The organism is Gemmatimonadota bacterium (assembly GCA_016712265.1).
Taxonomy (GTDB): Bacteria; Gemmatimonadota; Gemmatimonadetes; order Gemmatimonadales; family Gemmatimonadaceae; genus RBC101.
Genome location: JADJRJ010000028.1, coordinates 1287400 through 1306024, shown reverse-complemented (window position 1 = coordinate 1306024; position 18625 = coordinate 1287400). Strand labels below are relative to the sequence as shown.

Genomic DNA, 18625 nt, shown 5'->3' with positions numbered 1-18625 from the left:
GCGCTACCTCGGCGTGAGAAGCGCCAACGGCACGATGCACTCCTCCGGCGTTACCCCGCCGTGCAGGAACGACCCACGGTACCGACCCTGGTATTCGCGCAACTTGGTGGGGTAGACGAAGAAGGTGTTCCCCACGGCCAGCAGGGTGTTGGCCCCCATGCCGCGTCGCGGGAGGCGCAACATGTCCTCCTTGGTGAACTGGAGGGCGTACTCGGGACGCTCCGCCCGCAGGTCCTCACCAAACTTGTAGCGCAGGTTGTGCGTGGCGTCCCGCCGGGCGAAGACCGTCGCCGGGGTGGTGCAGTGGATGGACCCGTGGTCGCTGGTCAGGACCACGGTGACCTTTTTGCGCGCCGCCTCCCGAAGCAACGCATACAGCGCCGACCGTTGGAACCACTGTAGCGTCAAGGCGCGCAACGCGACTTCGTCACGGGCCACCTCATACAGGATGGCCGACTCCGACCTGCCGTGCGTGAGGAGGTCGACGAAGTTGAAGACAAAGGCACTGATCCCCTCGCCGCCGATAGCTGTGGCCAGGTGCCGCTCGAGGTCGTCGGAATCGCCCGGAGTGGAAATCTTCTGGTAGCGCACGGACGCCTGCACCTTGAGCTCAACCAACTGCGCCTCGAGCAGTTCTCGCTCGTGGGCGTTGAGCGACTCGTCGTCGCGTTCGCCCCACCAATCAGGGAGCCGCGCGGCGATTTCCCCCGGGAAGAGCCCGGCGAAGAGCGCGTTGCGCGCGTACGGGGTCGCCGTCGGGAGGACGGCGTAGTAGTGGGTCGTCTCCACCTCGAACATCGCGTTGACCACGGGCTCGAGGACCCGCCACTGGTCCAGTCGCATGCAGTCAACCACGACCAACGCGACACGCCGGTCCCGCTGCAGCACGGGCAGGACGAACTCGGGGACCACATCGATCGACAGGGGAGGACGGTCGCCCTCCAGGTTCTTCAACCACGCGGGGTACGCCTGCGCCATGAAGGCCGCAAATTCCCGGTGCATGTCCGGATAGAGGCCGCGCAGCGATTCGTACAGCCCGGTCTCTCCGGCAGCGGTGAGGTCCACGTCCCATCGCATCAACTCATCGAAACGCTCGATCCACCCGCGCCAGTCGAGGTGCGGGCTGCGCTCGAGCTCCAGGGCCCGGAAACGCTCCACAAACGCCCGGGCCACGGCTTGCTGCCGAATGCGTGGCCCCTCCAGCACCTTCGTGACGACCGAGAGGACCTGCCTTGGGCTGACCGGCTTGACGAGGTAGTCCCGCACATCCGCACCTAACGCTTCGCGCAATGTGCCGTCGTCCTCGGACTTGGTGATCATCACCACGGGCATGGCCGGCGCCAGCTCCCGGACATCGCGAAAGGCGTCCAGCCCTCGACGCCCCGGCATCTGCTCGTCCAGGAGCAGCAGGTCGTAGGAGCGACGACGCAGCATCTCCAGGGCATCGTCGGCGTTGCGCGCCATCGACACCTCGAACCCCTTGTCCACCAGGAACAGGCGATGCGGTTCGAGCAGGTCAGCCTCATCATCCACCCATAACACGGCGCGGGACGACGGGCCGAGCTTGGGGAGCGGCGGCATGCGTTCGAATGTAGGGTCGGAGGCTGTGTTTGCCGAGTGGTCGATCTCCGGTAGATTGCGCCGCGTGATCGGCCTCCCTCGATACGCACTCGCGCCACCAACGTTCCGTTTCCGGGCGGCCATCTCGGTGGCCGATCGGCTGCCGCTCGGCGGGGAGCGCGAGCTTGCCCTGGCGAGTTGGATGGCCGCGCGGCTCCTGTGGGACCTGGGTGACGGGGCGTCCGGCGAGCGCCTGCGCGCACGCGCGGCCGCCACGCGACAGTGGGGACAGGCGCTGGCCCTGCCCGCGCCGGCCCGTTCGGCCTTCACGCAAGTGCTGGACGCCTGCGCGCGTGGCGACCGTGTCGAGGCCCTGGCCGCCTGGTATCGGTTGCTTGCCCTGGGTTCTCGCGCAGTCGACGCCGCCTTCCGCCAGGAACGCCGCGCTATCGAAGAGCGGCTCGCTCCCCTGCCGGATGCCTAACGACTCGCCCCGCCCGCGTCCGTTCGACGCCACCGCCTGGCTGGCGCGCCTGGACGCGACCGGCGCGGCCGACGATACCGTCTCCACGGGCTTTCCCAGTGTCGACACCCGCCTCGGTGGCGGACCGCGGCGCGGAGACCTCGTCGTCCTCTGCGGCGACGCCGGCGTCGGGAAGAGTGCCTTCGCCACGGCGGTCGCCCTCCGCGCCGCGGAGGCCGGCCACGAGGTGGCGCTCTTCTCGGGCGAGGCGGACACGGAACGCCTGATTGAGCGGGCCCTCGGCATCCTGTCCAAGACTTCCACTGACACGTTGCGCCGCGGTGACCTGGACGAGGAAACGCATGCGCGGGTCGGCGCTGCGGTCCTGCGACTCCGCGACCACTCGCCCCTGTTCTCGTTCGTCCCCCCCCATGGGGTCGGCGGCCTGTCGGACCTCCTGATCGATCAACTCGGGATCGGGCTCGTCATCGTCGACCCCGTCGAGGCGCTGGCCACGGGACGTGCCCCACGCGACGAGGAAATCGCCCATGTCGTCCGCGAGCTCAAGGCCATGGCCGTGCGCCGGCGTTGTACGGTGCTCGTCACCGCCCAACTGGCGCGGCCCGTTCGGGACCGCGCGGATCCGCGGCCCCAACTCGACGACCTCGGCGCTCTCGGCGCCCTCACCCAACACGCCGACGTCGTCCTCGGGCTGTACCGCGAGGAGCTGTATCACGCCGCCTCGGACATCGACGGGGCGGCCGAGCTGCACCTCCTCAAGCACCGGACAGGATCGTTAGGCTGGGTCGACCTCTACCTCTACAAGCGGTGGCTGCGCTTTGAGGATATGGTAGAGGGCTGAGACACGTCCGCCCAATGGCCGCGCGGCCGCCGGGCCGTCTGCCGTCTGCCGTCTGCCGTCACGACGTGTAACTTCCTCCCCTCCCCATCCCGCTCGACGCATGGCTGGTCACAGTAAGTGGAAGCAAATCAAGCACTACAAGGCCGCCACCGACGCCAAGCGTGGCGCCATGTTCACCAAGCTCATCCGCGAAATCACCGTCGCGGCCAAGCAGGGCGGCGGCGACCCGGGGGGCAACCCACGGCTGCGCACAGCGATTGACACCGCCAAGGCCGCGTCGATGCCGAAGGAGAACATCGAACGGGCGGTCAAGAAAGGCACCGGCGAGCTCGAGGGGGTCGACTACGTCGAGGTCCTGTACGAAGCCTTTGGCCCAGGGGGCGTCGCCCTCATGATCCACGCCCTGACCGACAATGCGACCCGCACCGTGGCCGAGGTCCGCTACAAGCTCTCGCGCGGCGGTGGCAACATGGGCGCCACCAACTCGGTGTCGTGGATGTTCGAGCGAAAAGGCCAGCTCTACCTCGACGCCACGAAACACCAGGAAGACCCCACCCTCGAGGCCGCACTGGAAGCAGGCGCCACCGACTTTGCCCGCGAAGACGACCAGTACGTTGTTTCCACCGAAGTCGCCGCCTTCCATGCCGTGAAGACCGCCCTCGAGGCGAAAGGCATCGTCTCCACCGAGTCCGAGATCGCCTGGATTCCCAAGCAAACCGTTCGGGTGGAAGGGGCCGATGCCCAATCGCTCATCAAGCTGATCGAGGGCCTCGAGGAGCTGGATGACGTGCAGAAGGTCGACGCGAACTTCGACATGGACGTGTCGGAACTCGCGGCCACGGACTGACGCACGCGTGCTCATCCTCGGGGTCGACCCAGGGACGGCCGTCACCGGATATGGGCTCGTTCGCCTCGGCGAGCGCGCCACCCCGCGACTGGTCGAGTGTGGTGTCATCCGGACCCGGCCCCAAGACGCCCTCGTGCATCGGCTGCTCGAGATTTCCACCGCCCTTCGCGCAATCATCGACCGTTGCCAGCCCGAGGTGATGGCGGTCGAGGACATCTTTTACGCCAGGAATGTCCGAACAACGGTGGTCCTGGGGCACGCACGCGGCGTGATCATGCTCGCCGGGGCGCAAGCCGGGCTCGATGTCCACGAGTTCCCTCCCGCGGAGATCAAGAAGGCGGTAACCGGGACCGGGAACGCCACGAAGGAGCAGGTGCAGTTCATGGTGGCCCGCCTGCTTCGGCTCGCGGCCCCACCGTCGCCCGCGGACGCCGCGGACGCCGTGGCCGTGGCACTGACCCTGTCCATGCGGGTGCACCTGCTCGTACCTCGTGAGACGCGGCAGTCCTCGGTGCGCGCCGCATGCTGACCCTGGTCACCGGCACCCTCGTCGCGCGCGAACTGGACCGGGCCGAAGTGATGACGTCGGGCGGAGTGGGTTACGCCCTCGCGATCCCACTCGGCACCTTTGAGGCCCTGCCGCGAGCTGGGGAGAAGGTGACCCTGCACACGCATCTCGTCGTGCGCGAAGACGAGTGGCAACTCTACGGCTTCGCCACACCCTTTGAACGGAGAGTGTTTCAGCGCCTCCTGGGGGCTACGGGGGTGGGACCCGCCCTCGCACTTGGGATGCTGTCGACCCTCTCGCCGGAGCGCGTCGTTCGCGCCCTCAAGGAGAAGGACCTCGCGACCCTGCAGCAGGTTCCGCGCGTGGGACGCAAGAAGGCGGAGCAGATGATCCTGGACTTGTCGGAGAAGCTCACCGACCTGGTCGCCGGCGGGGCCGCGGGATCGCGCCCCGAAGGGGCCGGCGCAGACGACGCCATCCGGGCCCTCGTCGCCCTGGGGTACTCCACCCAGGATGCAGAAAAGGGCGTCCGACATGCGCTGGACGCGGCGGCCCCCGGAGCGACCGCCCCGGAGCTTATCCGGCAGGCACTCGCCCACATCGCCCGCAAGTAGAAACGTTAGGCGGAGCGAGGTGACGCGCGCCCTTGAGAAGTGCGGCGCGCGCTCCAGATTGCCGGAGTCACTCCCCCCTCACCCCGTTCGGCATGCCCGCGCAACGCGCCGCTACGTTCACCGAAAGTGTCATCCGGGAAATGACCCGGGTCGCCGCCCAATACGGCGCGATCAACCTCGCCCAGGGCTTTCCCGACTTCCCGATGCCCGCCCCGATGAAGGAGGCGGCCTGCGCAGCGATCAACGGCGACATCAACCAGTACGCCGTGACCTGGGGCGCGCCAGCCCTGCGGGTCGCGATCGCCGAGAAATACCATCGGTGGTACGACATGACGGTCGATCCCGATCGAGAGCTCACGGTGACATGCGGGGCGACGGAGGCGATGGCCGCGGTCTTCCTCGCCCTGATCGACCCGGGCGACGAGGTCATCGTGTTCGAGCCGTTTTACGAGAACTACGGCCCGGATGCGATTCTGGCCGGCGCGAAGCCGGTGTTCGTTCCCCTCGAATGGCCGGATTGGCGCTTTGACCCCGATCGCCTGCGCGCGGCATTCTCCAATCGCACGAAGGCCATCGTCATCAACACGCCACACAACCCGACGGGTAAGGTCTTCAGCCGCGACGAACTCACCCTCATTGCCGACCTGTGCCAACAGCACGACGTCTGGGCAATCACGGACGAGATCTACGAGCACATCCGGTACCAGGGCTCGCACCACGTCCTCGCGACGTTCCCGGGGATGCGCGAACGCACCATCACCATCTCCGGGCTGTCCAAGACGTTCAGCTGCACGGGATGGCGGCTGGGTTTTGCCATCGCCCCACCACGGGAGAGCGTGGCCATTCGCAAGGTGCACGACTTCCTGACGGTGGGTGCCCCCGCCCCCCTGCAGCAGGCGGCGGCCGTCGGGATGGCCTTTGACGTCGACTACTACAACCACATGGCGCAGGACTACCTGCGGCGCCGGGATCGGCTGTGCGCGCCGCTCGCGCAGGCGGGCTTCAAATTTTCCCCGCCAGACGGCGCGTATTACATCCTCGCCGATTATTCCGCGTTCAGCGATCGTGGCGACACCGAGTTTGCCATGTGGCTCACCCGCGAAGCGGGCATCGCCACGGTGCCGGGATCCAGCTTCCACTCGCCCGGGGCGACAGTGCCGCGCTACATCCGGTTTGTCTTCTGCAAGAAGGACGACACGCTCGACGCCGCCGCCGAGCGCTTGCTCAGGTTACCGGCGTTGGTCTGAGTACCCGAACGCTCCCCGGCGTCACGCGTGGCGGCGCCGGGGCCTTGAGGAGGCGCCGCTCGAACTCGTCCGGCGGCACGGCACGCGAGAAGAAGTACCCCTGCCCAAGCTCGCAGCCCAGCGCCGTCAGCCCATCCCGCTGCTCCAGGCGCTCGATCCCCTCGGCGATCGTCTCGATGCCCAGCGTCTGGCCCAGTGCGATGATCGCACGCGCCAACACCGGGTCCCGGTTCGCCACGGCGACCGAGTCCACAAAGGTGCGGTCGATCTTGAGGACGTCGATCGGGAATTGCTGTAGGTACCCCAACGACGAATAGCCGACGCCAAAGTCGTCAATCGCCAGCTTGACCCCCAGGGCCTTCAACTCGCGCAGCGTCTCGAGCGTCTCCTCCGATCGCCGCATCAGCACGCTCTCGGTGATCTCGAGCGTCAGCGCCCCCGGCGCAAGGGCGCTCTCGCGCAACGCGTGCCCGACGTCGGCCACGAGCGCCGCCTCCTGGAAATGCCGGCCCGACAGGTTCACCGAGAGGCGCAGTTCAGCCGCACGCGCGGCGGTCCGGCGCCATGTGGCCGCTTGCTGACACGCCTCCTGCAGCACCCGGCGACCCACCGGAACGATCAGCCCGGTTTCTTCGGCCATCGCGACAAAGCGCGTCGTGGGGATATGGCCGCGGACCGGGTGGGTCCAGCGCACCAAGGCCTCGGCGCCGTACAACCGCCCGTCCGCCAAATGCACGATCGGCTGGTATTCCACGGAGATCTGGTCGCCCCCGATGCTCGACCGCAAATCGGCCTCCAGCTCGAGCCATTCGACCAGTTCCGCGTGCATCGCCGGCTGGTAGACCGCATGCCCGCCCTTCGCGCGCGACTTGGCGAAGTACATCGCGAGGTCCGCGTTCCGCAGGACCTCGTCAGGGGTCAGGTCACCGGCAATCTCGGCGATCCCCGCGCTCACCCCCACGAACACCTCGCGACCCTGGATCGTGAACGATCCGGCCACCGCCTGCGCGATGCGACCGGCAATGATCTCGGCATCCCCGATGCCGGCAATCCCCTCGAGCAACACGGCGAACTCATCCCCGCCCAACCGTGCGATGGTATCCCCCGGGCGAATGCACGCCGAGAGCCGCGCAGCGCAGGCGACGAGCAGCTCGTCACCAGCGGCATGACCTAACGAGTCATTCACCTTCTTGAAGCCGTCCAGGTCCAGGAACAGCACGGCGGCCGGTTTCAGGTCGCGCGGATACCGTGCGATGGCATGGGCCACGCGATTGAGGAACAACGACCGGTTCGCCAGGCGCGTCAGGGAATCGTGGTACGCTTGGTGCGTGAGGCGCGCCTCGAGTGATCGGCGTTCGGAGATATCCCGCAGCGTGATCACCAGGCCGTTGATCGCGGGTTCGCTGCGCAGGTCCACCGCATCAGTCTCGGTCCAGACCCACTCGTCGCCACGCTTGAGCCGCCATTCCGCGGTGACCGGCATCCCTTCGGCCGCCGACTTGAGGAACCGGCCAAGGGCCGTCGCGTCATCCGGATGGACCAGGGAGGCAAGGGGTTGGCCTTCCACGTCCCGCGTGCTGCGGCCCGCGAGCCCCACGACAGACGGACTCGCATAGGTCACAAGCCCCTCGGCCGTCGCAATCAGGGTGACGTCCCCCCCCTGCTGAACGAGCGACCGGAAACGCGCCTCAGAAGCGGCCATGGCCGCAAGACGTTCCCGAAAAGCGCGCAGACTGCGAACCAGCCACACCAGGCCAACGGCCGCGCCTCCCATCCCGACCCATAGGAGAACGTCTCCCTTCGGTTGGACGGCGAAACGCGAGAGGACGCCGAGGAGCAGTCCGGCCGCCGCCAGAAATCCGGGCAGATTGACCCCTCGCATCTTCCCCTGAGTTCCCGGTGACCGCGCCATTGCCATACGGTCGAGGACGCCTCGACATATCGAACGTCACGTTCGCTGGATTCGGCCTTCCTTCGGGGTATATTCAGGCGCTCATGGCCCACGAGATCACCACACCATCCGAGCTCCCGGAAGAGGGGCCGGTCGAGCTGTCCCTGCGGCCGCAGCGCCTCGCTGAATTCATCGGCCAATCGAAGGTGTGCGAGAGCCTGCAGATCTATCTGGAGGCGGCTCGTGCGCGGCGCGAGGCGATGGATCACATCCTGTTCTTCGGTCCGCCCGGCCTGGGAAAGACGACCCTCGCCGAGCTCATGGCGCGCGAACTCGGGGTGAACATCCGCACGACGTCGGGGCCCGCGCTGGAGAAGCCCGCGGACCTGGTCAGCATGCTGACGAACATGCGGGACCGGGACATCCTTTTCATCGACGAAATACACCGGCTCCGCGCCGTCATCGAGGAGTTCCTCTACCCGGCGATGGAGGACTACAAAATCGATATCCGTCTCTCCGAGGGACCCAAGGCGCAAACGATCACCATGCCCATCGAGCGCTTCACGCTGGTGGGGGCCACGACGCGCCAGGGAATGTTGACGCCGCCCATGCGCGCCCGGTTCGGCATCGTCCAGCGGCTGAATTACTACCCGGTGGAGGACCTGGAGCTGATCGTCGCGCGGACCGCCGGCGTGCTGAAGGTCGAGATCGATGCCGCAGGCACCCACGAGATCGCGCGACGCTCACGGGGAACGCCGCGCATCGCGAACCGTCTCCTGCGCCGGGTGCGCGACTACGCCCAGGTTCGCGCGGACGGGCGCATCTCCCTCGCCGTGGCCAACGAAGCGCTGCAGCTGCTCGACGTCGACGAGTTCGGACTCGACGACATGGACGCCCGAATCCTGCGCGCCATCATCGAGAAGTTCGACGGTGGCCCGGTGGGGGTAAGTGCCATCGCCGCCGCCGTCGCCGAGGACCCTGGGACCATCGAGGAGGTGTACGAACCGTACCTGGTCCAGAACGGGTTTCTTCAGCGCACACCGCGCGGGCGCGTCGCGACATCCACCGCCTACCGACACTTCGGCTACACGCCGCCCCGCGAGAGCGGGGAACAGGGACGCCTCCTGTAGTGGAGCCACCCGGCGGGGCGGAGCGCCGCACCTCCGCCTACGACTTCCAGTTGCCGCCGGAGCTCATCGCGACCGAACCGGCCACGCGACGCGACGACAGCCGGCTGCTCGTGGTGCGCCGCGCGTCACGCACCATCGAGCACCGCCATTTTCGCGAGATCGTTGAGTTGGTCCCGCCGGGCGACGCGCTCGTCGTCAATACCAGTCGGGTCCTGCGGGCCCGGCTGCTCGGCACCCGCCCCTCCGGAGCCCCCGCCGAGGTGCTGCTCGTGCGTGACCTTGGCGCGGACCGCTGGGAAGCCATGGTCAACCCTGGCAACAAGCTGCGACCAGGACGGGTGGTCCGTGTGGCTGCGGGATTCGACCTGACGATCGAGTCCATCACCGACCGCGGGACGCGGGTCGTCAGGCTCCGGAGCACGGAGGGCCCAACCGCCGACGCGATCGACCGGTATGGACATGTCCCGCTCCCTCCCTACATCGAGCGTGCAGCCCACCGGGCTGACGCGGAGCGATACCAAACGGTCTACGCACGAGAACCGGGATCGGTCGCCGCCCCCACGGCGGGCCTGCACTTCACCCCCGAGCTCCTCCGCAACATCCGTGACCGCGGCGCGCGGCACCTGGAGGTGGTGCTCCACGTTGGGCCCGGGACCTTCAAGCCCATCGACGTGGAGGACCCGGCGGATCACCTGATGCACGAGGAATGGTGCGCGGTGAGTCCGGACACCGCGGCGGCGATCACGGCCACCCGTGCGTCGGGGGGCCACGTCTGGGCCGTGGGAACAACCTCCGTCCGCACCCTGGAGACCATGGCCGACGGTACCGGCGGGGTGCGAGCCGGTGCGGCGGACACGCGGGTCTTCATCCGCGAAGGATACCGTTGGCAGGTGGTGGATCGACTCATCACCAACTTCCATTTGCCGAAGTCCACCCTCATCATGCTGGTGGCTGCGTTCGCCGGGTACGACCTCACCATGGAGGCCTACCATGAGGCGATTCGTGCGCGTTACCGCTTCTACTCGTATGGCGATGCGATGGTCATTCTGTAGGACCGCTGGACTCGTGACAGCCCTCGCCTGCGTCGCGACGACCACGCGGATATTTCTGCCGTCGCCACAGAACCCGGTTTATCTCCCAGGCCAGGCCGAACCGGTGTTGGCGCAGTACCTGCACCTGCAATGCCCGGCCTTCCGGAAGGCTGCCCTCCCCGACACGGGCGTGGTGCACTTCGCCGTCGCCGTCACCGCGACCGGGCAGGCCACCCGTGCAGAATTGCTGGCGGGCAGCGGCGACCAGCTGGTGGACGAAGTCTTCGGGACGATTGCCGCCCAGCTGACCCTTCCCGCAGACTCGACGCGACCGGGACCGCGCACCCTCCCGGTCCGCATGGCGTTCTCCTGCCGGGGTGACTCCGTCAACGTGCGAATTCGTTAGGCAGCGCGTTTCCCGGGCACGGCCATCGGCGCCGGTGCGCCCTGTCAGGCGGATTCAGGCGCATCGGGCCATCGGCGCCCACCCGCAGCTGCCCTGGGCCCTCCCTCGACGACGCTCCTCCACCCGTCCGCGGCCTTCGCCCGCCCCCCCTCCCTCACGTACATTTCCGCACGATCCGTATGGATGTGGCCTGTTTCCCGCTCGCCACCGGGTCCCTTGAACCGCCGGGCTGCGACCCGCTCGCTGACCCGGCGCCTGTGTCTCCTCCCTTACTCTGTTCGCCATGACCGTCGCCCTTCCGATCCCCCTGTTGCTCCAGGCGGGAGTCGCTGGCCCCAGCCCTGTCGGGCAACTCGTGATGTTCATGGCCATCCCGGCCATCGTCTACTTCCTCATGATCCGTCCGCAACAAAAGGAAAGGAAGAAGCATGAGGAACGCCTCAAGACGCTCAAGCGCGGCGACCAGGTGGTCACCGCCGGTGGCGTCGTCGGCGAAATCGTCCACATGAAGGAGTCCAGCTCCGACGCGGGGCCGCAGAGGACCATGGAAGACCACATCACCATTCGCTCCGGAGAGTCCCGCCTCATCGTGGAACGCGGAAGGATCGCTCGCGTCCTCGGTGATGCCGGCACCAGCAATCCCGCCGCATGAGCCTGCTGCCGATCCATCTCCTCGGCGATCCCATCCTGCGCGAGGAAACGGTCCCGGTGACGGAGTTCACCGACGACCTGCGCGCCCTCGTCGAGGACATGTTCGAGACGATGTATGCCGCCAGCGGGATCGGGCTCGCGGCACCCCAGGTGGGGCGCCGTGAACGCCTGGCCGTCGTGGATGTGGAAGGCGCGAAGTACGCGATCATCAACCCGGAGATCGTGCTCGCCGAGGGCAAGGCGCGCGCGGAGGAAGCCTGCCTCTCCTTCCCCGATGTGTATGGCACCGTCGAGCGCGCGACGCGCGTGATCGTGCAGGCGCAGGACGTCCATGGCACCCCCTTTGAGGTCGAGGCAACCGACCTCCTCGCGCGATGCTTCCAGCACGAGATCGACCATCTTCACGGCAAGCTCTTCATCGACTACCTCAGCTACCTCAAGCGTCGGGCCGCCCTCGCCGAGTGGGACGAGCTGCGCAAGCAATACACGGGGAACATCCGACACCTCAAGTCCGGCGTGCCGGAGCAGGTCGATCCGGAGCACCCTGAAGCCGGCATGTAGCGACGGCCACCCGTGCGCATCCTGTTCTGGGGCACTCCCGAGTTTGCCACCCCGCCGCTCCGCGCGCTGCTGGGCGAGGGGCACGACGTCATCGGCGTGGTCACACAGCCCGATCGGCCCCAGGGAAGGAGTCGCAGCACCCTGGTGCCTTCCCCGGTCAAGGCGATCGCCGAGGAAGAGGGGATCCCGGTCATGCAGCCCGCGCAACCGCGTGACCCGGAGTTCCTTGAGGCGGTGCGATTGCTGGCGCCGGACCTCTCGGTGGTGGTCGCCTATGGCCATATCCTGTCGCGCGCGATCATTGAGCTGCCAACGATGGGGACGTGGAACATCCATGCATCCCTGCTACCGCGCTGGCGTGGCGCCGCGCCCATCCAGGCCGCGATCCTCGCCGGGGACAGCGAGTCGGGCGTCACGATCATGCGGATGGTGCCCAAGCTGGATGCCGGGGCCATCCTGTTGCAGGCGCCGACCCCTGTGCTTCCCGACGAAACCGGTGGCGAACTCACCGAGCGGCTCTCCGAACTCGGGGCCATGGCCCTCATCGAGGCACTGACACTGGCATCGTTAGGCGCTGCCCTCACCGAGACCCCACAGGACGAGTCCCTCGTCACCTACGCTCCCAAGCTCGATCGGGACTCCGCCCGCATCCGGTGGACGGCGCCAGCGGTGGAGGTCGCCCGCGCGATTCGCGCTTATGACCCGCGTCCGGGGGCGTGGACCACGCTGCGCGGCATCGATACCCGCATCAGCGGCGTGACCCTCGTGCCCGACGCCGCAGCCGAACCGGGCACGGTGCTCGCCGTGGAAGAACATGGGGCCGTGGTCGCCTGTGCCTCCGGCGGCGTCCGTATCGGCTATCTCCAGCCCGCGGGCAAGCGACGTATGGCCGCCCTCGACCTGGCCCAGGGTCGTCAACTCAACACGGCCGACGTCCTGAGCTGACCCGGCGCTCGCCGCCGCCCGAGGACCCCTCGCCAGAGCAGTGCGCCCGATCCGGCCGGCGCTCCTTGGCCTCGCAAATGACCCGTCCTTGACAGCGGTGAGCCCAGGGTCATATATACAACCACATGGTTGTACATCCCTCTCTCTCCAACGCCGCGCTCGATCAGCTCTTCCATGCACTCGCCGACACGACCAGGCGCGATATCATCGCGCGACTCATGGGCGGCGAACATGCGACGGTCACGTCGCTCGCGTCGCGGTACGACATGTCCTTCGCGGCCGTGCAGAAACACGTCTCCGTGTTGGAGGAGGCCGGGCTGGTGACCAAGCATCCTCAGGGTCGCGAGCGCATCGTGCGCGGGAATCCCGAGCGACTCGCCCGCGCCCGCGCCCTCCTCTCTACCCTCGAACAGCTCTGGAGCGCCCGCTTCAGCCAGCTCGACGCCATCCTCGCTGAACCCCCTCGCCGCACAGACTAACCATGCCGATCACTAGCGTTTCCTCTGATCCCGCGACCCTGACCCTCACCGTTACCGCCGAGTACCCCGTGCCGGTGGAGCGGCTGTGGGACGCGTATGCGGACCCGCGCCAGCTCGAGCGCTTCTGGGGTCCGGAGCAGTGGCCCGCCACCTTCACGCGCCACGACATGGCCGTGGGTGGCCACTCGCACTACTACATGACCGGCCCCGACGGGACGCGTGCGGGGGGTTGGTTTCGCTTCCTTGCGATCGAGCCCCACCGGGTGATCGAGGTCGAAGATGGTTTCTCGGACGACGCGGGTCAGCCCAACGCGGCGATGCCGACCATGAAGATGACCTTCACGTTCGAGCCCACGGCGCAGGGATCGAGATTCATCAGCGTGACACGGTTCCCGAGCGTCGAGGCCATGGAGCAACTCGTGCAGATGGGCATGATGGAGGGGATGCAGTCGGCGATGGGGCAGATCGACGCGGTCCTGGCGGATCTCAAGACCTTCGCGGCGGGCCTGGCGACAGAGGCGCAGCTCCTCAACGACACGCAGGTCCGCGTGAGCCGCGTGCTTGGGGGCAGCGTCGAGCAGGTCTGGCGCGCGCACCACGACCCGGCCCTGATGAAACGGTGGATGCTCGGCCCCGAGGGCTGGTCGATGCCAGTCTGTGAGGTGGCGACGAACGTCGGCGACCGGTATCGCTACGAATGGGCAGCCAACGACGGTTCCCAGCGTTTCGGGTTCGAGGGCGAGCTCCTGGAGTCCGCACCACCCCACCGGGCCGTGACCACCGAGCAGATGATCGGGATGGAGGGCCCCTCCACACACAATGAACTGTCGCTCGTTCCGGTCCAAGGCGGCACGCTCATGAGCCTGCTCATCACGTACCCGAGCAAGGAGCTGCGGGACATGATCCTTGGGACGGGGATGACGACCGGCATGGAAGCGAGCTACGCCAGATTGGAGCGTGAAGTGCTGGCCGCATAGGACCATCCGTCGCCGCGGGCTGGTCGAGGCCAGTGGGGGCACCGCCCTCACTGGCCTTTTCGCGTCGGCTCATCCCTCTCATCGATCCCTCGTCCCGCCTAGCTTTCGTTCATGATCACCCACGCCCGTCCCCGCCCCCGCCAGTCCGTGACCCCGTCACGGATTGCGGCGGCCGCGATCATGCGCGGCGTTCGACAGGGTCAGCTCCTGGACCAGGCGTTCGACGGGGCCGTGAGGAACCTGGATGCGCGTGACCGGCGATGGGTCCAGGAGCTGTGTTGGGGCGCCATGCGGACACGCGGCCTTCTCGACAGCTGGCTGGCCGACCGGGTAAAGGGGGGACTGGACCGCCTCGATCCCGACCTGGTTGATCAGCTGCGCCTGGGGGCGTACCAGCTCCGGTTCATGGATTCCGTCCCGCCGTACGCCGCCATCGGGCAAACGGTGGAGTTGGTGAAAGACGTGGTTGGTATGGGCGCCGCCGGGCTGGCGAATGCCGTGCTGCGACGACTGGACCGTGAGCGGGCCACCCTGGACGACCTCCCCAGCGATCCCGACGCCGTCACGCAACTGGCCGTGCGACACTCCCACCCGCGTTGGCTCGTGGCGCGCTGGGTGTCTCGCTGGGGCGCCGAGGTCACACAGGCCCTGCTGGCGGCCAACAACATGGAGGCGCCGCTCGGCATTCGCCCTGTAGGCACGGACGCGGAGCGCCTCGCCTTGCACGATGCGCTCACCCAAGCCGGGCTGCAGGTCCAACAGGCCCCGTTTGCGCTGGAGGGATGGGAGGTGCGGGGGGCCAGTGTGATCCCCGACCTCCCCGGGTTCTCCGAGGGGGCGTTCTTCGTGCAAGATCCTGCGGCTGCCCTGGTCGCGTTATACGCGGCGGTGCCGGCAGGTGCGATCGTCCTCGACCTCTGTGCGGCCCCCGGGGGCAAGGCGATCGCGCTCTCACGCACGGCCCGGCTCGTCGTCGCGGCGGACCGCGCCCCCGCCCGCCTGGCCCGTGTGGGCGACAACGTGAAGCGGCTACACATTGACAACATCTACGGGGTCGTCGCGGATGCCCTGGAACCTCCCGTCGCGGCCGTCGATGCCGTCCTCGTCGACGCCCCATGCAGCGGAACGGGCACCTTCCGGCGCCACCCCGATGCCCGGTGGCGGCTCAAGCCGTCTGACCTCGCCGTGACCTGCGACGCCCAACGCGAGATCCTCGCGGCCGCGTCCCGCTGCGTGCGACCCGGTGGGCTCCTTGTGTATTCGACGTGCTCCCTCGAATGGGAGGAGAACGAGGGGATGGTGGCGGCCTTCCTGCAGTCGCATCCCGCGTTTGTCCTGGAGCCCCCCACCGCGGGCACGGTATCCGCGGACACCGTGCGAGACGGATACCTGAACGTGTTGCCCATCCTCGCCGGCACGGACGGCGCGTTTGCCGCGCGCCTGAGGCGACGGGGCGTCGACGCATGAGCGCGCGATCGGCCGGAGCCCGACGTTGGCTTCCCTACGCGATCGCCGGTGCCTCAGGGTTCCTGGTAGCCTTCGCTGCGATGGCGATCCTCTTGCTTCCCGGCGGCGGGGCCGCGCCAGTCAGCGTGCAGGTCCCAACGGTCATCGGCCTGTCGTACACCGATGCGGAGCGCCGCCTGGCGTCGGGGGGGCTGGTCGCCACGCTGGGCCGCGAGCGGCCGGCCGCCGATGCGCCGAAGAACACGGTCCTCGCCCAGGTGCCGGCGGCGGGTGAGGCCGCGGACCGCGGCAGCGCGGTCGTGCTGGACGTCTCCGAGGGGGTCGATCGCGTGGTGATTCCCGCGCTGTCGGGCTTGTCCCGTGACGACGCCACCCGCGCCCTCACCGATGCTGGACTCGCGTTAGGCGAGGCCACCGAGCAGCCGTCGGATACCGCGCGGGGAACGGTCCTCGCCTCGTCCCCCCCAGTGGGCTATACAGTCCCCAGGGGCACGCGCGTCGCCGTCACGGTTAGCGCCGGACCTGTTGAGCTGTCCCTGCCCGATATCGTGGGCCGCGACCTGGTGACGGCGCGTGGACTGCTGGAACAGCTCGGCCTTCAACTCGCCCCGCTGGAGTACGACTCGACGTCGACATTGCCCGCCGGGACCGTGGTCGCGCAGACACCGGCCGCCGGCAGCACCGTCACCGCGAGTACGCCTATCACCCTTCGTATTGTCGGCCGCCCATGACCGTGCGTATCGCTCCCTCGATCCTCAGTGCTGACTTTGCGCGGTTGGGCGACGAGATCGCCATGTGCGTCGAGGGGGGCGCCGACTGGATCCATATCGACGTCATGGATGGCTGTTTTGTCCCCAACCTGACGTATGGGGCCAAGGTGATCGAGACCGTGCGCCGCTTGACCGCGCTGCCGCTGGATGTCCACCTGATGGTGGTCGAACCGGAGAAGTACTTCCAGGACTTCGTGTCGGCGGGAGCCGACGTACTGACGATCCACCAGGAGGCGGCCCCCCACCTGCATCGGCAGCTGGCCCGCATCCGCGAGTTGGGGGCACGGGCCGGGGTCGCCCTCAACCCATCGACGCCGGTCGCCACACTGGCGGACGTGGTTGATGACATTGACCTCCTCCTGGTGATGACGGTCAACCCGGGATTCGGCGGGCAGCGGTTCATCGAGCGGTCCGTCGAGAAGATCGCCCAGGCGCGGGCCTTGCTGAACGCCCGCGGGCGAGCGGCCGCTATCGAGGTAGACGGTGGCATCACGCGCGACACCATTACGCGGTGCTGGCGGGCCGGCGCCGACACCTTTGTGGCGGGCAATGCGGTATTCGCCGCCGCCGATCCCCGGGCCGAAATCGCCGCCCTTCGCGCGCGGTGCAGCGAGGTCGCGTGACACGGCGAGTGCCCCTCGTCCTCCTGGGGCTCGCGCTGCTCAGTGTCGGTGCCTGGTATGGATGGCGCTCAGCGGCGAACACCGGCGTGGCTCCCGGAACCCCCGCACCAGACTTTGCGGGTGCGGTCCTCGGCAGCCCAGATCGCCTCAAGGGGATCGCCGATTACCGCGGTGAGGTCGTCGTCATCAACCTCTGGGCGACCTGGTGCGTCCCCTGCGTCACGGAGATGCCCAGCATCCAGCGCCTGTACGAGCGCTACCGGGACCGCGGGTTGCACGTGGTCGGCATCGCCGTGGACGACCCGCCGTTCGCCGACCGGGTGGCGGCCTTCGTGCGTGAACGCGGCATCACGTTCGAGATCCTCCACGAGGGCAGCGGCAAGGTGGAGTTGGACTACCAGACCCGAGGCATCCCGGCGACTTACGTCGTCGCACGCGACGGGCGACTGCGCATGATCCGGCAGGGCGCCGCGGACTGGGACAGCCCGGCGGTCCACGGGGTCATCGAGCAACTCCTCGCATCCCCGCGCCCGTGAGCGTCGTCCTCGGGATCGAGACGTCGTGTGACGAGACCTCGGCCAGCGTGGTGGAGGGAGGGCCGGGGCAGTGGACGGTACGGTCCCTCGTCATCCTCTCGCAGGACATCCACTCGGTCTTTGGGGGCGTGGTGCCGGAGATCGCCTCGCGCGCCCACCTCACCGCGATCGTCCCCGTCGTCACGCACGCCCTCACCGAAGCCGGCGCGTCGCTCGGCGAGATCGATGCCATCGCCGTGACACATGCCCCGGGGCTGGTCGGCGCGCTGCTCGTCGGGGTGAGTTACGCCAAGGGGCTCGCCGCTGCGAGCGGGCGACCCATCATCGGCGTGCATCACATGGAAGGGCACCTGTTTGCAACCTCGCTCGAGCACCCGGACGCTACCCCCCCGTTCACGGCGCTGCTGGTCTCGGGCGGCCACACCATGTTGCTGGACGTCCCCGCCTGGGGCGACTACCGCTGGCTGGGTGGCACGCGCGACGACGCGGCGGGTGAGGCCTTCGACAAGGTGGGGAAGCTGCTCGGCCTTCCGTACCCCGGCGGTCCACATATCGAGCGGCTCGCGCGCGACGGAGATCCCGCCAGGTTCCGCTTCTCCCGGCCCATGTTGCGCCGGGACCAGCAACCGGGAGACATCGACTACTACGACCTCTCCTTCAGCGGCCTCAAGACGGCCGTACGACTCGCGGTGGAGGCGTCCCCCGACCTCGAGGCTGACCGCGCGCACCTCGCCCGCGGTTTCCAGGATGCGGTCATCGACACCCTGACCGCCAAGGTCGTGCGCGCCTGCCGGGCCCATGATCGGACCCGCGTGGTGCTCGGCGGTGGCGTGGCATGCAATCGCACACTAGTCACCGCCTTGGCGCACGAACTGGACCGCATCGGGGGGCGGGTCTTTGCCCCAACCGCCCGGCTCGCCACGGACAATGCCGCCATGATCGCCGCTGCCGGCGCCTGGCGCGTGAATCGCGGGGAAGCTGACAACTGGACCCTGAATGCCTATGCCCAGCGCGACATTCCCGGCCTGACGGGAACCGGCCGCTGACGAGGTCGTCC

At 68.2% G+C, this 18625-nt stretch carries 21 protein-coding genes; 19 read left to right on the top strand and 2 right to left on the bottom strand.

What is annotated here, in order from left to right; genetic code table 11:
* Positions 1 to 3 precede the first annotated feature (3 nt).
* On the bottom strand, positions 4 to 1581 hold the full coding sequence (locus IPK85_12390; GenBank protein ID MBK8248187.1) for a response regulator: 1578 nt from the start codon (positions 1579 to 1581) through the stop codon (positions 4 to 6).
* Here IPK85_12390 and IPK85_12385 point away from each other — a divergent pair.
* The 6 genes from IPK85_12385 (at position 1580) to IPK85_12360 (ending at position 6101) form a co-directional block, all read left to right on the top strand.
* Positions 1580 to 2044 carry a hypothetical protein gene (locus IPK85_12385; protein ID MBK8248186.1) on the top strand — a complete coding sequence of 155 codons (465 nt, stop codon included), beginning with the start codon at positions 1580 to 1582 and terminating at the stop codon, positions 2042 to 2044. The genes IPK85_12390 and IPK85_12385 overlap by 2 nt on opposite strands.
* On the top strand, positions 2037 to 2885 hold the full coding sequence (locus tag IPK85_12380) for a DnaB-like helicase C-terminal domain-containing protein (GenBank protein ID MBK8248185.1): 849 nt from the start codon (positions 2037 to 2039) through the stop codon (positions 2883 to 2885). Before IPK85_12385 ends, IPK85_12380 begins: the two co-directional genes overlap by 8 nt.
* A gap of 100 nt (positions 2886 to 2985) precedes the next feature.
* Complete coding sequence (locus IPK85_12375; protein ID MBK8248184.1) at positions 2986 to 3732, top strand: YebC/PmpR family DNA-binding transcriptional regulator; 747 nt, start codon at positions 2986 to 2988, stop codon at positions 3730 to 3732.
* Positions 3733 to 3739: 7 nt separating this feature from the next.
* Positions 3740 to 4261 carry a crossover junction endodeoxyribonuclease RuvC gene (ruvC, locus tag IPK85_12370; GenBank protein MBK8248183.1) on the top strand — a complete coding sequence of 174 codons (522 nt, stop codon included), beginning with the start codon at positions 3740 to 3742 and terminating at the stop codon, positions 4259 to 4261.
* Complete coding sequence (ruvA, locus tag IPK85_12365) at positions 4255 to 4854, top strand: Holliday junction branch migration protein RuvA (GenBank protein MBK8248182.1); 600 nt, start codon at positions 4255 to 4257, stop codon at positions 4852 to 4854. Before ruvC ends, ruvA begins: the two co-directional genes overlap by 7 nt.
* A gap of 92 nt (positions 4855 to 4946) precedes the next feature.
* The gene (locus tag IPK85_12360) at positions 4947 to 6101 is read left to right on the top strand and encodes an aminotransferase class I/II-fold pyridoxal phosphate-dependent enzyme (protein MBK8248181.1); all 1155 of its coding nucleotides are present in this window, start codon (positions 4947 to 4949) and stop codon (positions 6099 to 6101) included.
* On the opposite strand, the gene IPK85_12355 is transcribed toward IPK85_12360, so the two are convergent.
* Positions 6079 to 7803 (bottom strand): EAL domain-containing protein, encoded by a 1725-nt coding sequence (locus tag IPK85_12355; GenBank protein MBK8248180.1) that lies wholly within the window; start codon positions 7801 to 7803, stop codon positions 6079 to 6081. The genes IPK85_12360 and IPK85_12355 overlap by 23 nt on opposite strands.
* Positions 7804 to 8096: 293 nt before the next feature.
* On the opposite strand from IPK85_12355, the gene ruvB reads away from it, so the two are divergent.
* The 13 genes from ruvB (at position 8097) to tsaD (ending at position 18614) form a co-directional block, all read left to right on the top strand.
* Positions 8097 to 9122, top strand: coding sequence for a Holliday junction branch migration DNA helicase RuvB (ruvB, locus tag IPK85_12350; protein MBK8248179.1), 1026 nt, complete (start codon positions 8097 to 8099; stop codon positions 9120 to 9122).
* Positions 9122 to 10174: a tRNA preQ1(34) S-adenosylmethionine ribosyltransferase-isomerase QueA gene (queA, locus tag IPK85_12345; GenBank protein MBK8248178.1), complete on the top strand. Its 1053-nt coding sequence runs from the start codon at positions 9122 to 9124 to the stop codon at positions 10172 to 10174. Before ruvB ends, queA begins: the two co-directional genes overlap by 1 nt.
* 13 nt (positions 10175 to 10187) lie before the next feature.
* Positions 10188 to 10559 carry a hypothetical protein gene (locus IPK85_12340; GenBank protein MBK8248177.1) on the top strand — a complete coding sequence of 124 codons (372 nt, stop codon included), beginning with the start codon at positions 10188 to 10190 and terminating at the stop codon, positions 10557 to 10559.
* Positions 10560 to 10842: 283 nt separating this feature from the next.
* Entirely contained in the window at positions 10843 to 11211 is a 369-nt protein-coding gene (gene yajC, locus IPK85_12335) for a preprotein translocase subunit YajC (protein MBK8248176.1), read from the top strand.
* Positions 11208 to 11771, top strand: a complete 564-nt coding sequence (def, locus tag IPK85_12330) for a peptide deformylase (GenBank protein MBK8248175.1) — start codon at positions 11208 to 11210, stop codon at positions 11769 to 11771. Before yajC ends, def begins: the two co-directional genes overlap by 4 nt.
* A 12-nt stretch (positions 11772 to 11783) precedes the next feature.
* Positions 11784 to 12716, top strand: a complete 933-nt coding sequence (locus IPK85_12325; GenBank protein MBK8248174.1) for a methionyl-tRNA formyltransferase — start codon at positions 11784 to 11786, stop codon at positions 12714 to 12716.
* Between the two features lie 125 nt (positions 12717 to 12841).
* Positions 12842 to 13195, top strand: coding sequence for a helix-turn-helix transcriptional regulator (locus IPK85_12320; protein ID MBK8248173.1), 354 nt, complete (start codon positions 12842 to 12844; stop codon positions 13193 to 13195).
* A 2-nt stretch (positions 13196 to 13197) separates the two neighbouring features.
* Positions 13198 to 14172: an SRPBCC domain-containing protein gene (locus tag IPK85_12315; protein MBK8248172.1), complete on the top strand. Its 975-nt coding sequence runs from the start codon at positions 13198 to 13200 to the stop codon at positions 14170 to 14172.
* Positions 14173 to 14283: 111 nt separating this feature from the next.
* Entirely contained in the window at positions 14284 to 15639 is a 1356-nt protein-coding gene (rsmB, locus tag IPK85_12310) for a 16S rRNA (cytosine(967)-C(5))-methyltransferase RsmB (GenBank protein ID MBK8248171.1), read from the top strand.
* Entirely contained in the window at positions 15636 to 16370 is a 735-nt protein-coding gene (locus tag IPK85_12305) for a PASTA domain-containing protein (protein MBK8248170.1), read from the top strand. The genes rsmB and IPK85_12305 overlap by 4 nt, the downstream gene beginning before the upstream one ends.
* Positions 16367 to 17032, top strand: coding sequence for a ribulose-phosphate 3-epimerase (locus IPK85_12300; GenBank protein ID MBK8248169.1), 666 nt, complete (start codon positions 16367 to 16369; stop codon positions 17030 to 17032). Before IPK85_12305 ends, IPK85_12300 begins: the two co-directional genes overlap by 4 nt.
* The gene (locus IPK85_12295) at positions 17029 to 17568 is read left to right on the top strand and encodes a TlpA family protein disulfide reductase (GenBank protein ID MBK8248168.1); all 540 of its coding nucleotides are present in this window, start codon (positions 17029 to 17031) and stop codon (positions 17566 to 17568) included. Before IPK85_12300 ends, IPK85_12295 begins: the two co-directional genes overlap by 4 nt.
* A complete protein-coding gene (gene tsaD, locus IPK85_12290) occupies positions 17565 to 18614 on the top strand; it encodes a tRNA (adenosine(37)-N6)-threonylcarbamoyltransferase complex transferase subunit TsaD (GenBank protein MBK8248167.1) in 1050 nt (349 codons plus the stop codon). Before IPK85_12295 ends, tsaD begins: the two co-directional genes overlap by 4 nt.
* Positions 18615 to 18625: the final 11 nt, after the last annotated feature.

Bases quoted from the DNA above. Each gene is read 5' to 3' on its own strand.
- def (MBK8248175.1), top strand. From the start codon at position 11,208: ATGAGCCTGCTGCCGATCCATCTCCTCGGCGATCCCATCCTGCGCGAG.
- IPK85_12300 (MBK8248169.1), top strand. From the start codon at position 16,367: ATGACCGTGCGTATCGCTCCCTCGATCCTCAGTGCTGACTTTGCGCGG.
- IPK85_12385 (MBK8248186.1), top strand. From the start codon at position 1,580: ATGCGTTCGAATGTAGGGTCGGAGGCTGTGTTTGCCGAGTGGTCGATC.
- IPK85_12360 (MBK8248181.1), top strand. From the start codon at position 4,947: ATGCCCGCGCAACGCGCCGCTACGTTCACCGAAAGTGTCATCCGGGAA.
- IPK85_12355 (MBK8248180.1), bottom strand. From the start codon at position 7,803: ATGGCCGCTTCTGAGGCGCGTTTCCGGTCGCTCGTTCAGCAGGGGGGG.
- ruvA (MBK8248182.1), top strand. From the start codon at position 4,255: ATGCTGACCCTGGTCACCGGCACCCTCGTCGCGCGCGAACTGGACCGG.
- IPK85_12375 (MBK8248184.1), top strand. From the start codon at position 2,986: ATGGCTGGTCACAGTAAGTGGAAGCAAATCAAGCACTACAAGGCCGCC.
- IPK85_12305 (MBK8248170.1), top strand. From the start codon at position 15,636: ATGAGCGCGCGATCGGCCGGAGCCCGACGTTGGCTTCCCTACGCGATC.
- IPK85_12380 (MBK8248185.1), top strand. From the start codon at position 2,037: ATGCCTAACGACTCGCCCCGCCCGCGTCCGTTCGACGCCACCGCCTGG.
- IPK85_12390 (MBK8248187.1), bottom strand. From the start codon at position 1,581: ATGCCGCCGCTCCCCAAGCTCGGCCCGTCGTCCCGCGCCGTGTTATGG.
- IPK85_12320 (MBK8248173.1), top strand. From the start codon at position 12,842: ATGGTTGTACATCCCTCTCTCTCCAACGCCGCGCTCGATCAGCTCTTC.
- yajC (MBK8248176.1), top strand. From the start codon at position 10,843: ATGACCGTCGCCCTTCCGATCCCCCTGTTGCTCCAGGCGGGAGTCGCT.
- ruvB (MBK8248179.1), top strand. From the start codon at position 8,097: ATGGCCCACGAGATCACCACACCATCCGAGCTCCCGGAAGAGGGGCCG.
- rsmB (MBK8248171.1), top strand. From the start codon at position 14,284: ATGATCACCCACGCCCGTCCCCGCCCCCGCCAGTCCGTGACCCCGTCA.
- IPK85_12315 (MBK8248172.1), top strand. From the start codon at position 13,198: ATGCCGATCACTAGCGTTTCCTCTGATCCCGCGACCCTGACCCTCACC.